This is a genomic window from Pantoea sp. PNA 03-3 (assembly GCF_003201175.1).
Taxonomy (GTDB): Bacteria; Pseudomonadota; Gammaproteobacteria; order Enterobacterales; family Enterobacteriaceae; genus Pantoea; species Pantoea stewartii.
In genome coordinates this window covers 45,289-59,397 of the sequence record NZ_QICO01000015.1, presented here as the reverse complement: position 1 = coordinate 59,397, position 14,109 = coordinate 45,289, and the positions used below count along the sequence as shown (strand labels likewise).

Here is a 14,109-nt window from a genome sequence, read left to right as displayed (position 1 = left end):
ACGCCATCTGAATTTGCAGCAGGCTGGCGAAACGGGAAACATGAAGAAAAACCCACCGACATTACTAACTGAAGGTTGTATCTAATACTGGGGGCAGGTCACATCAAGGTGATGTAAATGCCACAGTAGTAAGTTGGTGCTTTGCACCTGATAAGCTATTGATGGTAGAGAAAAATAAACCAGAAGGTTAAGTTACGCGAAAATTAAGAAAGTGGTTTGAAGTGCAATCTGATTGTAAGCTTCCCGTCTATGGCCCATGGGGACACATTGATGCAGTATATGATCCACATGACAGAACAGGTATGGTTACTTGTAACTAATTTTCAGGTTTCGAAGATGTAAAGTCATGGGGGGAATATTTAAAATGGAATAACTTAAAGAATTACTATAAATAATTAAATTTCTTCTGCATGTTTTTGTGGTTTACCAATCAATACATTCATTTTTATATTTTAAGTATTTCCATTTTTCTATATACAATAATCAGCAATATATTGATTTTCTTTCATTAAATTAAAGCTGGTAGGTGTTTTTTTACATGTGACTCATTTTATAGAGATTTTTAAATTATTGATTTATTAGCTATGAATTATCATAATTTTTTGCAATATGCAAAGTTAAGTATGTTTTGAAAGTGTGATAATCATCCTTGACGTAAGCTAAAAGAATGAATGATTTTGCATGTGGATGCAATTATTATTTTCACGATTTGCATGAAGATTAACACTGACATAAGCTTACTAAATAAAAATGATAGGGTTAGGCTTCTGAAGCGTTTTCAATGTTTGATAATTTAAATTAATTGTTGAGATCATTTGGTTTCACACACTAACTGACTAGTCAAGTTGTCTGTTTTCCCAGATTTAAATGAATTTACGGATTTTTATGAATGAATTAATGTTCTCAGGATATGGCGTAGATATTATAAAAAGAAATGATGAGTATTATATTAGGTACGATAACGGGACGATTGCTATGTATGAGATAGAATCAAAAATTTCATTTTACGAAGCATTAAAAGCTCAGAAAAGTGAACGTGATGCCTATGAAGTCATTATAGCCACCCAATCCAGAGAGGGAAGAGGACGGTCTCAATTTTGATTACTCACATATAGATGAAGTGAAAATTCCGGAGATATTCTGTTCCATTGCGCCACTGATAGCACGCCAGAACTTTTAACCGACGTTGAAGGCCAGAAGACCTGGGAAGGTGTGAACAGCCCGTGGGGAAAATTGTTGCGCGAATCGAATCAACGAATTCCGGTGGTAGAGCAGAACCTGCGCGTATGCAGGGCCAGAATCTGGACCGCGAAACGGGGCTTCACTATAATTTGTTCCGTTATTATGATCCGGACAGTGGCCGGTTTACCTAGCATGAACCGATAGGGCTGGCGGGGGGGATCAACCTTTATCAGTATGCGCCGAATGCGCTGGGATGGGTGGATCCGTGGGGCTTGGCCACCGAACCGCGGTTTTGTTATCTCAGTGAAAGAGACCCTTCAGCCAGGAACTAAATTAGATCGTTATGGTGGTTGGACTGAAAATGGTGTTATCAGAGATACAGGTACGTTCCTTTCTCCAGCAGGAGCTTCTTTTGAAGGTAGGGCGCTTCCGGATTATACATTGAAAAAACCTCTATCTACCTGTGAGGTATTGAAATCTTATGAAGTTGACGCCGGTCCAGCAATCCCATGGTTTGGAAAGGCAGGAATGAATAAACAATATGAAACAGCTGATAATGTCGAAAATCTGATTAGAAATGGAGTTTTGGAAAAAATTATGAAAAATGGTATTAAAGCTCAAGTTTTGTTACATGATGGTTTTGAGAATGATTTTATTCATAAAAAAAACGTCATTATATGCCCGTATTGTTCTGGAGAAGTCGTTTTTTCAGTATATGGTTCGAAAAGTTTTAATTCGGAAGATTTAGAGTTTAAACAGTTTTACTCCAAAAAAATAAGGGGAGTAAAAGAAATGACTAAGGGTTCTGGTCTTTATCATTACAATGATGAATCTATCAGCTTTTTTGAAACTCAATGTGACTCTGGAAGGCATAATCTTTTGATTTTTTCAACTTTTTCTGAGATTCAACCAGCCAGGTATATTTCTCATTTGATTGGTATTTTCCTAAAGAATTAAAATATTTATTATCCTGTAGTTGTGTGAATTTTAGATAAAATTATCAATTTTTTCTTAAAGTTAATTGTGGATATTATGATTTATAGTATTGACTATTTAATTTCCCCTTCTCTTAATATTACTCAATTTTAACTTAAATTTTCGTACTTATATAAAGCAAAAGGGATGTGTGACTTGCCACTGGCCCGACAATTACCCAGATGTATCAGTAAAACCCGCCAGCAATCGTTACAGGTAAGCCGTATAACAATGCTGTCATAATACGATTTATATGCAAGGTTGCCGTCTGCTGCATGGAAATCCACGAAGATATTTCGCTACGTTTACAGCGACAGCCAGAGCTATGAGCCACTGGCCCGTATTGATGGCGAAGAAAGTCCGGAGATATTCTGGTTCCACTGCGCGGCTAACGGCACGCCCGAGCGACTGACCGACGTTGAAGGCCAGAAGACCTGGGAAGGTGTGAACAGCCCGTGGGGCAAACTGCTGCGCGAATCGAATCAGCGAATTCCAGTGGTAGAGCAGAACCTGCGTATGCAGAGCCAGTACCTGGACCGCGAAACGGGGCTTCACTGTAATTTGTTCCGTTATTATGACCCGGACAGCGGCCGGTTTACCCAGCATGACCCGATAGGGCTGGCGGGGGGAATCAACCTTTATCAGTATGCGCCGAATGCGCTGGGATGGGTGGATCCGTGGGGGTTGATGAAGTGTAAAAATCCTTCTGAGGAAGCAACAAAATGGCAAGGTCCAAAAAACCCCGATTACCCAGGAATTGACGTTTACAAGAACAGGAAGCTTAAAAAAGGTACAATTCTCTATGCTCTTTACCCTAATGGCGACCAACAACCTGCATATGTAGTGACGTTCCCTACTGTTAATCAGTACAGAGGAGATCCGTTAGGTTATCATCAAGCATTGCAAGTTAAATTGGATCCACGCTGGCCTGTGCGTACGAAATTAAGAGCATTTTATGTAAGCGAAGACATTGACGTTGCTTACGGTAGAGCTGCAGCGAATAAAATGTATGGCGATGGTGGGGGGCTTCAGTTCTTCATACCAGAGGAAATGAGACATTTATTAATCCCAGGGAAAATTATTGATATATGAAAAAATTAAAAGTTGATCTAATTACAGGTACAATAATTTTAGATAAGTTAGGTCTGGACGTTACAGATGAAGACACTTTTTGTGAAAGTAATTTCTATAAAAGCATGAATAGTAAAGGGAGTATAAAAAAGATTATTCCTCATCATTATCTAATCGAGTCAATAATTTTTTTCAATAAAGAATTTGAAATGCATATAAGGCCGATATGCTTTAACTTTCCGTTTATGGTGCAACTTATAGATAAGAAAAGTAAATGTTACGATTCCTTAAGTGATTGGGATAAACGAACCAATATTAAAATGTTAAATGAATCAGTAGAAAATTTGTCAAATTGGCTTGGTTCATCATTAGAATTAAGAGAGCCAGATTTCATTTCAAATGAAGTAGTAAGGTGGGAGTTCTCTTGGGGAGATATTTCAGTTTCCTATGAGACAAGGTCATTCAACCATGGTATATACATAACATGGAATGCTGGTGAGTAATGAAAGTCATAATAACGAGTAAATTTATTTAAGGTTAACGAAAGCCAAGAGTTTGCTTTCATATAAACCTGGCTGCTGGTGTTTTTAAAAGGTATCGCTAGTTCGAAATCCATAATTGAAATTTTTTAGGCAGTATCTACTATACAAAGAGATTAATAACTTATCGTATGAGTATAACCGGTTGTTGAAAAAGTATGTTGCTCATTTATGGGATCTGGAATATTCCGGCTCTCATGGCTATGCACATCGATATGGAGTTCTGAAAAAATCCGTAGTAATTTTTTATAGTTAAAACCAGAACCCTGTACAAAGCTCAGTAAATTACCGAACACGGGTTGGTTGAATATAAAAGCCAGCTTATTCATAAATACCTAAGTAATCTGACGTCCGGAAAGTTACTAATTGATAGCTGAAACCTGTAAGTCTCAAAAAGTGCATGAAACTAAAATAATTGTAATTATCCATTTACCTTATAATATTCAGAACCGGTATGCCACTTCTCACGTCATGCATAACCGCGTAACCGAACTGAACGAGGGCCGCTGGCAGTAGGATATTCATACTTTACCAGTATGCGCCGAATGCGCTGGGATGGGTGGATCCGTGGGGGTTGAGGCGTACATGTAAGCCTAATAAACCAACTAAACATAATGCTCACAACCAAGGCGCGTTTGCAAGACAGTGGCAGGGGAGAGACGTATATAAAGGGCGTGATACTTGGACAAATACTATGTTGAAGGAAGGTGATATTGTCTATGGTGGTGTGCCCGGACAATCTGGCTTTTATTTCGACAAAACAACTCTGGATGCCGCAGGCGGGAGCAGAGAGTCACTTTGGAAAAGTTTACAGGTGTTACCACATCCAAAATTTGGCTATCGTGGTCAGATACAGGCTTACAGGGTAAAACGCGAAATAATTGTTGGAACTGGCAAGGCATTATCACAAGATCCAGCAAAATTCGGAAATGGTGGTGGAACACAATTTTTCCTTTCTAATTATAAGGCTGTTTTAGAGCCTGTTGGAAATCCATTTAGTATGGGGATATGAAATGAAAATTAATAAAGAAGACGGAAGTTTGAATTTTGAGAATGGATTGATTATTTCCTCTACTTCGACTAAGAAAAATTTGTTTGCAATGGGTGGTTTATTTTGGGAGGGATGGCCTGACAATGGTGATGATACCGTAAATTATCGAGCCGTTTTTAATACGAAAAACAATAGGCAAGGTGATATTTACCTGATCGTATTTTTATCTCATAAAGGTGATGAGAATGCCACAGTAGTAAGTTGGTGCTTTGCACCTGATAATCTATTGATGGGAGAGCAAAATAAACCAGAGGGTAAAGTTACACGAAAATTAAGAGAGTGGTTTAAAGTGCAATCTGGTTGTAATCTTCCAGTCTATGGCGCGTGGGGACACATTGATGCAGCTTATGACCCACATAACAGAACAGGTATGATTACTTGTAACTATCGTTCAGGCTTTGAAGATGCAAAGTCATGGAGTAATTATTGTGAATGGAATAAGTTAAAATTTTAATGTTGATAGTGAAGTATCTTTATATGGATTTTTTATGGTTTTTCAATAAATACCATTTGTAGTTATTTTCTATTAGCTAATCTTTTTATCCTGCTATATATAATAACTATTTGCGGTATGGTGGGTTTTATCATTAATTTTAAAGTTGGTTTTTTTTGGCAATTCAATCATTGACGGTATTTTAATGAGATTTTTACCATGGCTTGTCGGGCGTGATATCACTGAATTACTGCAACATGGTTTCGAAATAGATGAGGTAATCGCACTACAGGAAAACTCCATACTTGCCTGTTCCACTACAGAGCTTGAGCTTTATTTTAAACAGCCTGCTGAGTCTCTTCCCTGGCAAAATGCCTTTCCGATTGCAATAGTGCTGGAGCTGGAGTTGGCCGCCTTTGCATTTAATTTGCTGATATTTCTGCGTGCTTTACTCTGCTCAATCCACAAGTACATGCGTTGATTTTTTTATTCCCTCAATCGTCATTATTGGCGCGGTACTCACGGCCAGTTACCTGCTTGCCCGAGGCAAAACAACCGGTGTGGCGGGGCTAGCATACGTCTGTGGGACATTGCTTATATTGACCGTTTTCTATTGAGCTTTGCTCAAAGTCGCTGGCTGAATAAATGGCTACACTTACGCAGGATATCGGTTTCAAAATCATTGGGTTAATGAATTACCTGTCAGGTGCGTACGTCGCCTGTTCAAGCTCTGGAAAGCGATCTGGTGCCTGGTTTCGGCTGGGTACTTCAGTATTACGCAAGATTCGTATTATCGCTTCTGCCGCCTCGTCTGCACCGCCCATCATTATGCCGTTTATTACCGCTGAGTTGCATGCCATGGTGATGCTATTGATACACGTGTCCGGTACAAACACCACTTCAGATCGGCGCTCAGAAAATATCAACGAAAAAGGCAAAACCATGTAGCCACTCACGCCCAAAAAAATTTCATTTTCCTCGCTTGAAATCCCACTAAATGATCCTATAAATGTCTGTGAGCAGCGGGGGAGATCCCCACGCCGATGAGCTTTTGAATGAACCATTAATTCAGGAGGTTATCACTATGGCATTACGTAATTTTCCCGTATTTCCTTCTATCGCAGATTCTGCCTTTTCAGACCGGTTTAACCGTATCGACAGGCTGTTCAGCCAGTTGACCGGTGATGCGCCCGTGTCGGTTTCTCCCTCTTACGACCTGAAACAGGTTGATAACGAACACTACGAACTGACCGTCAGCGTGCCGGGCTGGAAAGAAAGCGAGCTTGAAATCGAAGTGGCAGGCGGTCGTCTGACCGTGACCGGACAGAAAGAGGAGGTCAGCGATAACGATACGGAAAAAGAAGGGCAGAACAGCGGTTGGCTGCACCGTGGTATCAGTCGTTCAGACTTCCGTCTGAGCTACAGCGTGCCGGAACATATGAAAGTGACCACCGCACGCCTGCAGGACGGTTTGCTGCGCGTCGGCCTGCACCATGAGATACCGGAAAGCGAGAAGCCTCGTCGCATTCCGATCGAACACCGTACGGCGGAAGCCATTGAACATCAGGCCTAATGGCAGGTTAACGAAAAAGCGGAGGGCGCTGACGGCGTTCTCCGCGCTTTGTCATCAAGGTGCCAGAGAATCAGGAGGCGGTAATGAAAGTCATCAGCGTGCCCGAAGATCGTGCTCTTTATCCCAAACTGGTTGGCGAAACCGTAATGGCGGCAAAGTTACAGTTAGGCCGCACCCGGTTGTCGGTGAATTACAACAAAGTGCCTGGCGGTATCATGCCGGTGCTGGTGGTGGATTTCTACAACGAAAAAGGCAAGCTTTACTCCCTGCGTTACAACCTGCCGCCCGATACACCAGAGCGCACTGAACGTCGATTGTCGCTGTTAATGCGGCTGATTGAGAAAGAGGCCAGTGAGGAAAAGCTGGCTGAGGCGGTATAAAACCGATAAGTGCAACCAAAACGAAGAGGAGGTGACGATGCTCAACACACTCATGCTACATACCTCGTTGGGTGCTGGCATGCTAGCGATGACGGCCAGCCTGTTTCACAATCGTTTTAAATAAGCCGTTTTCGTTTTCTCTCTTCAGGGTGCCGACATCGCGGCACCCTGTTTCATTAGTGCCCGCCGCTTGTCTTTCTGCGCCTCAATTGTTATGTTATAACATATCTATTTGTGGGGTGAAAAACATGCCGTCGTCCAGAGCGTTACCTCAATCCGATCCTGTTTTGCAGGTCAACATTGCGCAGTTGAACCGAACGGACGGCGAACCGCTCTTGCATCACATTCACTTCAGCGTCAGAGAGGGGGAGCGGCTGGTCATCATCGGGCCAAACGGCAGTGGCAAGACGTCATTACTGCGGGCAATGTGCCGTGAGTTATCGTCACTGCCACAGGCGATTCAGCTTAACGGCGCATGTCTGGCAACGTTTTCACGGCAACAGCTTGCCAACTGCATAGCCGTGATGGCGCAGAATGATATGCCCGATCTCAGGCTGTCGGTTGAAGAGTACGTTGCGTTGGGCCGTATTCCGCATCTACGCGCCTGCCCGGCAGGAGTAAATCAACGGATCGTCCAGGAGTCCATTGATGAAACCGGTCTTTCAGCACTAAAAACACGCCCGCTGGCTGCGCTGTCCGGGGGAGAACGACAACGTGCTGCACTGGCGCGCGTGCTGGCGCAAAAGCCGTTATTGATCTTACTGGATGAACCGACGAACCATCTTGATCCGCTGGCCCGCCAGCAGCTACTGGCACTCATTAAAAACAAAGGGATTACGGCAATAGCGGTACTGCATGACCTGTCCCTGATTGATACGTTTGCCGATCGTGTGCTTATCCTGTCGCAGGGCGAGCAAATTGTGTGTGATCACCCGTCGCGCGCGCTGACGTCGCGCTATCTCCAGCCCGTGTTCGGCTTAAACAGCTTTACCGTAAAACATCCTGCCAGCGGTAAGCGCTTACGTATTTTTGAGGTGCCCGACTGTGCATGATGCATTGAGTAAAATCGGTTTTGCCGCGTTTCTGGCCGTGACGCCAGCCATGTGGGCCAGCGCAAGTGATTTTCCTGTCACCATCGACAGTTGCGGCCAGCCCGTGACGTTCACCTCGCCGCCTGCGCGAGCCGTGATTAACGACCTCAATATGGCAGAAATGGCTTTTGCGCTGCATCTGCAGAACCGCATTGTCGGTCTCACCGGCATCAGTGGCTGGTACAAGATGACGCCGGCCTTTAAGCAGGCCATGGGATCCATCCCTGAGCTGGCACCGAAATATCCCTCACTGGAAACGTTGCTGGCCGCGAGCCCTGATTTCTTTTTTGCTGGCTGGAATTACGGGATGAAAGTGGGCGGTGACGTTACGCCTGCTTCACTGCGTCAGTACGGCATTAAAACCCTGGTGCTGAGTGAAAGCTGCGTCTTTACACATAAGGACAAGCAGAAAGCGACGATGGATCTGCTCTATAACGACGAGATTAAACTGGGCAAAATTTTTGGCAAGCGGGCCGAAGCCGAGGCGCTGGTGACGGACTGGAAGCAGCAACTGCAGGCCTTACCTCAGCGTCCGGCTGACACGCCGCCTCGAAAAGTCTTCGTTTACGACTCAGGCGAAGACAAACCGTTCACCAGCGGACAATATGCCATGCCGACCGCCATCATTGAGGCCGCCGGAGGTAAAAACGCGATGGAAGCGCTGGAGATGAGCTGGGGCACCACCTCCTGGGAGAGCGTGGCGGCCACGCAGCCGGATTTTATTATCTTGCTGGACTATCAGACCGGCAGTGGGGCAGAGGCACTGCGCCACTTCCTGGAAAATCATCCGCTTATGAAGCTGACGCCTGCGGTAAAACACCATCGCTACCTGAAGTTACAGTACGCTGAACTCACACCGGGGCCGGCCAATATTCAGGCCGTAGAGAAGCTGGCTCATGCGCTCTATTCGCCGGATGCGCCGTGAATCGATCGCCGTATCGTTATCCAGCAATAATGAGTGCGTCCTGCCTGCTGCTGGCGATCCTGATGCTGATCAGCACGGCGGAAGGCACCGTGTCATTGTCTTTAACGCAGGTGCTGTCCGCACTCGACATGGCAGACGCGCCCGTCTCTGAAATGGTAACCCGAATCGTGATCGACCTACGGTTACCGCGCACGCTGCTGGCCGTGATGACGGGGGCTGGCCTGGCCATGGTCGGGGCTTTATTGCAAACCACCACGCGTAACGCGCTGGCCGATCCCTTTTTGTTTGGTCTGTCCTCAGGGGCGTCCGCGGGTGCGGTGCTGGTCATTACCCGCTTTGGCGATCGGCTGGCGGCGTTGACCTTGCCCGTTGCCGCGTTCGCAGGCGGTCTGTTTTCAGCCGCCGCCGTCATGTTGCTTTTTCATTTCAAAAAGCAGCGCTCAGCAGAGCACTTGATTCTCTGCGGGCTGGCCGTGTCATTTCTGTTTGGTGCGGTGACCAGCTATTTGATTTTTTCAGGCGACCAGCGCGCGGCCAGCTCGGTGATGTTCTGGTCACTGGGCGGGCTGGGATTAGCCAGCTGGCTTAACCTGCCTTATGCACTGGTAAGTCTGGCACTACTGACAGGGTTTGTGGCGCTGCGCGGGCGGCAGTTGGATGGATTGCTGGCGGGCGAGCAAACCGCACTCTCGCTTGGTATTCACGTCAACCGGTTACGCATCGAGGTGTTTCTGTGCTGTGCGCTGGCAACCGCGTTGCTGGTGGCCCTGACCGGCGTCATTGGCTTTGTCGGACTAATGGTGCCGCACCTGTGTCGGCACGTAACGGGTGTGAAACACCGGTTGCTGATCCCACTGTGCGCGCTCTGGGGCGCCATTTTGTTGTGTGCTGGCGATATTGCCAGTCGGACGCTGCTGGCCCCGCAGGAGCTGCCCATTGGCATCATCACGGCCGGTATCGGCGGAGGATTTGTGATTGTGCAACTGATGCGAAACAGGACGTGAAGGTCAAACCGGCCACCTTATAGGGTAAATATAAAGTGGCCTTGTCCCGGAAGGGGCCTTATCACCCGCTGCATCACTGGCTACAGACAGGCAACGCATAACAGATCATGACGCGTTTATACCTTATGCGGTATCAACGTACTGTGCAGGTATGGCTTGTCATTCCTGGCCCGCTGCGCCTGACCTGGCGAAATTCGCCGTAGGTTCCCCGAGCCCATGCCACCTTCCCGCTCAACGTTATGCCACCGTCTCATTCTCAAGCTTCTGCCTTTTCCGCAGATTCGGAAAGAGCATCATCCAGAGCCCAACTACCACCAGTGTCCCGACGCCGCCAATGACGGCGGCAGGCACCGCGCCCATCCATGCCGCGAGCAGCCCGGATTCAAACTCACCCAACTGATTTGAGGTATTGATAAAGATAGCGTTAACCGCATTGACGCGGCCGCGCATCGTATCCGGTGTATCCAGCTGAACCAGTGCGCCACGGATCACCATGCTCACCATATCGAAACCACCCAGCGCGGCCAGCGCCAGCAGAGAAAGCCACAGTTTTGTTGAGAGCGCAAACAGCAGCGTCGCCAGGCCAAAACCGGCCACGGAACCAAACATAATCATGCCAACATGTTTTTCCAGCTTATGGCGGCTGAGCCAGACACCGACCAACAGGGCACCCACTGACGGCGCACCGCGTAACAGGCCAAGTCCCCATGGCCCGGTATGCAGAATATCCTGGGCGAAGACAGGGAGCAGGGCGGTTGCACCGCCCAGTAACACGGCGAACAGGTCGAGCGATATCACGCCCAGAACATCCTTGCGTTCGCGAATAAAGCGTACGCCCATAAACATGTTCGACAGCGTCATCGGCACACGTTCCTGAGGAGGACGCTCATAACGTAAGCAACTCACCAGTATCAGCGAGAATAAATAAAACAGGGCTGAAACCCCGTAAACCACCTCGGGGCCGGCTATATACAGCAGGCCACCCAGCGTTGGCCCGACAATCACCGCCGCCTGACCGCCAACAGAGCTTGCCGCCATGGCGCGCGCCAGAATCGGTGGCGGGACCAGCGCCGGCAACATAGAGGTAATGGCTGGCCATTCCAGTGCTTTCGCCAGCGAAATCAGAAAGACCAGCCCCCAGATTTCAAGTTTGTCTGCCCAGTGCAATAGCGTCAGCGCCACCAGGCCGAGCAGCGCGGCCCACTCAATCAGTTGGCCGATAACCACGATACGGCGGCGGTCGAACTGATCGGCCAGATGTCCCGCAGGCAACGCCAGAAGCACTGAGGGCAGGAACTGCATCAGGCCAATCATGCCTAACGCCATTGCGCTGTGGGTTATTGCATAGATTTGCCAGCTGACGGCCACGGAAAACATCTGAAAACCAAATGAAGAACAGGTTCGGGCGAGCCAAAACGCCACAAATGACCTGTGTTGCAGCAGCGAGTCTTCGCCTGTTGAAACGCCTGTACGCATCCTGATTCCTGTCCCGAAAAGCCTCGCGGCAAAAGTGATTGCCTCAGTCTGATTGATGACCGTGATGCGGTCTGGTTTTTTCTGACTAAAGCATGGCGATGTTACTGCCTGGCGGTCCGCGCGATATTCACGCCATGGACAGCGTCAGTCAGCACAGATAGAGCCCTAAATATTAGCATGCTCAATATTCAGTTTGATAAATCAAAATATCGACAAGATGTGATTTTAACCCGCTGAATAATGGGGAATTGCCGGATTACTTTTTATCATTCACCACAGAAAATGTACGAGCGGATCGGAAGGGACGCGACTTATCAGAGCTATTGGTCTTTCGTCGACGCAGCGATGATAATATATGACCCAATGTTTTTTGACCGTCAGGCAAAGCCGTGTCAAAAAGCAAATAAAGGCGGGCTTGCAGGGCATAACGCTTTTTACGGCGTAAAAGACGTTACCCGCCCGACTGTTTCATCCATGGTCCGGGCTCATAAGGCGGCGTAAGACGTCAGCAAAGACGTTGGCAGGCTGACTCGACGTCGTCGCAGAAGTCCCCGCCTTGCCTTCGTTTCGCCGTCACTGACGCAAAAGGCGCAGACGGAGGAGATGATGTCCTTGAGTGTGCTACAGTGTTCAGGCACTTTTTTTCCTTGGGTTTTCAGAGGTCCCAGCTAATGACGAATAAACAGGGTGTTTTAATTGTTAACCTTGGAACACCAAAAGAACCCACGACTGCTGCGGTTAAAACATTTTTATCGAAATTTTTGCACGACTACAGAGTGGTCGATTTACCCCGGATCCTGTGGTGCCCGATCCTGCATGGCGTAATTATCCCGCTACGCGCCAAACGCGTGGCTAAATTGTACTCCTCTATCTGGATGGACGAAGGTTCACCGCTGATGGTCTACAGCGTCCGTCAGGCGCGCGCACTGGAAGCGTTGACGGGCATGCCTGTTGAGCTGGGCATGAGTTATGGCGAGCCGAGCATCGGGGGCGCTATCGACAGGCTGCTGGCGAAAGGTGTCGATAAAATTATCGTTATTCCTTTGTATCCGCAGTTTTCCTCGTCCACCGTGTCATCCGTTTTCGACAGCGTGAGTCGTCACCTGCAGACGATGAAGAACCGCTACACACCGGCGATCAACTTCATCAACGACTATGCCGATCATCCTGCTTATATCGATGCGTTAAAAACGTCCGTGCTTGAATCGTTTGAGGCCAATGGCGTGCCGGATGCCTTACTGGTCTCCTATCACGGTATACCGGTCAGGTTTTCAAACGAAGGCGACAAATATCAGGAGCGTTGTGCGTTAACGACGAAATTACTCACCGACGCCCTGAACATGCCTTCGCTAAAAGTAGTGATGACCTTCCAGTCACGTTTCGGCAGGGAACCCTGGTTAACGCCTTATACCGATGAAACCATTAAAAATCTGCCTGCGGAAGGCGTGAAAAGCCTGCAGGTAATCAGTCCGGGCTTTGCGGCAGACTGTCTGGAAACGCTGGAAGAACTGGATGAGCAGAACAGGGAAATCTTTATGCATGCGGGCGGGACGTCCTTTACCTATATTCCTGCGCTCAATGATAAACCTGTTCATATTGAGATGCTGCGCCAGCTGGCGGAGGGCGCGAAATAGCGTGCTGCGGTCCGTCACTTGTTAAAGACCGGTAGCGACAAAGCCAGAATGCGTTCATTCTGGCTTTTTTTTTATTAACCTGCAGCATTTTATGATGGCAGATTGCTAAATTTGGCCGTAAAGCACGCGCGGAGAGAAGGCAGAGAAAGGCGATCGGCTGAAAAGCAAAAAGCCTGCTCGTAAGCAGGCTTTTTTAATTCTGGCTCCTCTGACTGGGATCGCCTTTGCCAGTAACTGGCTAATAAATAAGCTAAATCAGGATCGCTTTCCTGTCAAGACCACCAGAATGACCACCAACAGTTGCTGGTTACTAAAAGCCGGTTTAAATACTTCGCTTCATGGGTTGATCGTTCTACGACGTTCTCTGCAAAGGAAGGGTCGCTTGAACGAGCATAAAAAAGTCTGATCTATGCGAGATTGTTTCCAAAGATAGATGTGAATCGCCTCGGGCTATTAAAGCCGTCAGGACCCGTTATAAAGCAACGGAGGCTGTACTACTGGAAGTCGATACTTCTGATGGAATTAAGATGCTTTCAACCAAAGTGCTATTTGGCTCTGAACTGCAGGATTGGATTGACCAGTTCCTGCAGATCCGCAAGGGCGTTGTCGCAAAATCAATTAGCTGGCCAAATGAGTTATTAGATTGCCTGTTTGGTGAGCTTAACCACATTGGCATCAACCATCCGAAGCATCAGGGGGCTGAGGCTGGGAATATTCCATTAGAGTCTATTGAAAGCTGGGCGTTGAGGTTTGTCCAATGCATAGTGAGCTAATT

Annotated in this window: 15 protein-coding genes and 2 pseudogenes; 16 read left to right on the top strand and 1 reads right to left on the bottom strand. The window is 47.2% G+C overall.

Annotation, left to right across the window (positions count from 1 at the left end):
• The first annotated feature begins 885 nt into the window (after positions 1 to 885).
• The 14 genes and pseudogenes from C7433_RS23055 to C7433_RS22985 all read left to right on the top strand — a co-directional run bounded on the left by C7433_RS23055 (position 886) and on the right by C7433_RS22985 (position 10,224).
• Positions 886 to 1,101 (top strand): hypothetical protein, encoded by a 216-nt coding sequence (locus C7433_RS23055; protein ID WP_110269044.1) that lies wholly within the window; start codon positions 886 to 888, stop codon positions 1,099 to 1,101.
• A 4-nt stretch (positions 1,102 to 1,105) separates the two neighbouring features.
• Positions 1,106 to 1,460, top strand: a pseudogene (locus C7433_RS24000) (RHS repeat-associated core domain-containing protein); the annotation flags it as partial.
• Entirely contained in the window at positions 1,417 to 2,139 is a 723-nt protein-coding gene (locus C7433_RS23045) for a TNT domain-containing protein (protein WP_110269043.1), read from the top strand. The pseudogene C7433_RS24000 and the gene C7433_RS23045, both read left to right, overlap by 44 nt.
• Before the next feature lie 192 nt (positions 2,140 to 2,331).
• A pseudogene (locus C7433_RS23040) lies at positions 2,332 to 3,249 on the top strand (RHS repeat domain-containing protein); the annotation flags it as partial.
• Positions 3,246 to 3,731 carry a hypothetical protein gene (locus C7433_RS23035; RefSeq protein WP_110269042.1) on the top strand — a complete coding sequence of 162 codons (486 nt, stop codon included), beginning with the start codon at positions 3,246 to 3,248 and terminating at the stop codon, positions 3,729 to 3,731. The pseudogene C7433_RS23040 and the gene C7433_RS23035, both read left to right, overlap by 4 nt.
• Before the next feature lie 730 nt (positions 3,732 to 4,461).
• The gene (locus C7433_RS23995; RefSeq protein WP_233255836.1) at positions 4,462 to 4,779 is read left to right on the top strand and encodes a hypothetical protein; all 318 of its coding nucleotides are present in this window, start codon (positions 4,462 to 4,464) and stop codon (positions 4,777 to 4,779) included.
• A 1-nt stretch (position 4,780) separates the two neighbouring features.
• Positions 4,781 to 5,272, top strand: coding sequence for a hypothetical protein (locus C7433_RS23025; RefSeq protein WP_050504995.1), 492 nt, complete (start codon positions 4,781 to 4,783; stop codon positions 5,270 to 5,272).
• Positions 5,273 to 5,456: 184 nt separating this feature from the next.
• Positions 5,457 to 5,732, top strand: coding sequence for a hypothetical protein (locus C7433_RS23020; protein WP_233255835.1), 276 nt, complete (start codon positions 5,457 to 5,459; stop codon positions 5,730 to 5,732).
• A 164-nt stretch (positions 5,733 to 5,896) separates the two neighbouring features.
• Positions 5,897 to 6,199: a hypothetical protein gene (locus C7433_RS23015; protein WP_110269041.1), complete on the top strand. Its 303-nt coding sequence runs from the start codon at positions 5,897 to 5,899 to the stop codon at positions 6,197 to 6,199.
• A gap of 136 nt (positions 6,200 to 6,335) precedes the next feature.
• Complete coding sequence (locus C7433_RS23010; protein ID WP_033742122.1) at positions 6,336 to 6,824, top strand: Hsp20 family protein; 489 nt, start codon at positions 6,336 to 6,338, stop codon at positions 6,822 to 6,824.
• Between the two features lie 83 nt (positions 6,825 to 6,907).
• Positions 6,908 to 7,204, top strand: a complete 297-nt coding sequence (locus tag C7433_RS23005; protein ID WP_033742120.1) for a hypothetical protein — start codon at positions 6,908 to 6,910, stop codon at positions 7,202 to 7,204.
• Positions 7,205 to 7,452: 248 nt separating this feature from the next.
• Positions 7,453 to 8,256: an ABC transporter ATP-binding protein gene (locus C7433_RS23000; RefSeq protein WP_110269040.1), complete on the top strand. Its 804-nt coding sequence runs from the start codon at positions 7,453 to 7,455 to the stop codon at positions 8,254 to 8,256.
• A gap of 49 nt (positions 8,257 to 8,305) precedes the next feature.
• Positions 8,306 to 9,220 carry an ABC transporter substrate-binding protein gene (locus tag C7433_RS22990; protein WP_110269039.1) on the top strand — a complete coding sequence of 305 codons (915 nt, stop codon included), beginning with the start codon at positions 8,306 to 8,308 and terminating at the stop codon, positions 9,218 to 9,220.
• Complete coding sequence (locus tag C7433_RS22985) at positions 9,217 to 10,224, top strand: iron ABC transporter permease (RefSeq protein WP_110269038.1); 1,008 nt, start codon at positions 9,217 to 9,219, stop codon at positions 10,222 to 10,224. The genes C7433_RS22990 and C7433_RS22985 overlap by 4 nt, the downstream gene beginning before the upstream one ends.
• Before the next feature lie 237 nt (positions 10,225 to 10,461).
• Here the strand turns inward: C7433_RS22985 and C7433_RS22980 are convergent, their stop codons facing one another.
• The gene (locus C7433_RS22980; protein WP_039338257.1) at positions 10,462 to 11,700 is read right to left on the bottom strand and encodes an MFS transporter; all 1,239 of its coding nucleotides are present in this window, start codon (positions 11,698 to 11,700) and stop codon (positions 10,462 to 10,464) included.
• 671 nt (positions 11,701 to 12,371) lie between these two features.
• Between C7433_RS22980 and hemH the strand changes: the two genes are divergently transcribed.
• Both hemH and C7433_RS22965 read left to right on the top strand, forming a co-directional pair.
• The gene (gene hemH / locus C7433_RS22970) at positions 12,372 to 13,334 is read left to right on the top strand and encodes a ferrochelatase (protein ID WP_006119604.1); all 963 of its coding nucleotides are present in this window, start codon (positions 12,372 to 12,374) and stop codon (positions 13,332 to 13,334) included.
• A 392-nt stretch (positions 13,335 to 13,726) separates the two neighbouring features.
• Entirely contained in the window at positions 13,727 to 14,107 is a 381-nt protein-coding gene (locus C7433_RS22965; protein WP_199227881.1) for a Tn7-like element transposition protein TnsE, read from the top strand.
• Positions 14,108 to 14,109: the final 2 nt, after the last annotated feature.

Bases quoted from the DNA above. Each gene is read 5' to 3' on its own strand.
- C7433_RS23025 (WP_050504995.1), top strand. From the start codon at position 4,781: ATGAAAATTAATAAAGAAGACGGAAGTTTGAATTTTGAGAATGGATTG.
- C7433_RS23995 (WP_233255836.1), top strand. From the start codon at position 4,462: ATGTTGAAGGAAGGTGATATTGTCTATGGTGGTGTGCCCGGACAATCT.
- C7433_RS23045 (WP_110269043.1), top strand. From the start codon at position 1,417: ATGCGCCGAATGCGCTGGGATGGGTGGATCCGTGGGGCTTGGCCACCG.
- C7433_RS22980 (WP_039338257.1), bottom strand. From the start codon at position 11,700: ATGCGTACAGGCGTTTCAACAGGCGAAGACTCGCTGCTGCAACACAGG.
- C7433_RS23010 (WP_033742122.1), top strand. From the start codon at position 6,336: ATGGCATTACGTAATTTTCCCGTATTTCCTTCTATCGCAGATTCTGCC.
- C7433_RS23055 (WP_110269044.1), top strand. From the start codon at position 886: ATGAATGAATTAATGTTCTCAGGATATGGCGTAGATATTATAAAAAGA.
- C7433_RS23020 (WP_233255835.1), top strand. From the start codon at position 5,457: ATGAGATTTTTACCATGGCTTGTCGGGCGTGATATCACTGAATTACTG.
- C7433_RS23005 (WP_033742120.1), top strand. From the start codon at position 6,908: ATGAAAGTCATCAGCGTGCCCGAAGATCGTGCTCTTTATCCCAAACTG.
- hemH (WP_006119604.1), top strand. From the start codon at position 12,372: ATGACGAATAAACAGGGTGTTTTAATTGTTAACCTTGGAACACCAAAA.
- C7433_RS23015 (WP_110269041.1), top strand. From the start codon at position 5,897: ATGGCTACACTTACGCAGGATATCGGTTTCAAAATCATTGGGTTAATG.
- C7433_RS22990 (WP_110269039.1), top strand. From the start codon at position 8,306: ATGTGGGCCAGCGCAAGTGATTTTCCTGTCACCATCGACAGTTGCGGC.
- C7433_RS23035 (WP_110269042.1), top strand. From the start codon at position 3,246: ATGAAAAAATTAAAAGTTGATCTAATTACAGGTACAATAATTTTAGAT.
- C7433_RS23000 (WP_110269040.1), top strand. From the start codon at position 7,453: ATGCCGTCGTCCAGAGCGTTACCTCAATCCGATCCTGTTTTGCAGGTC.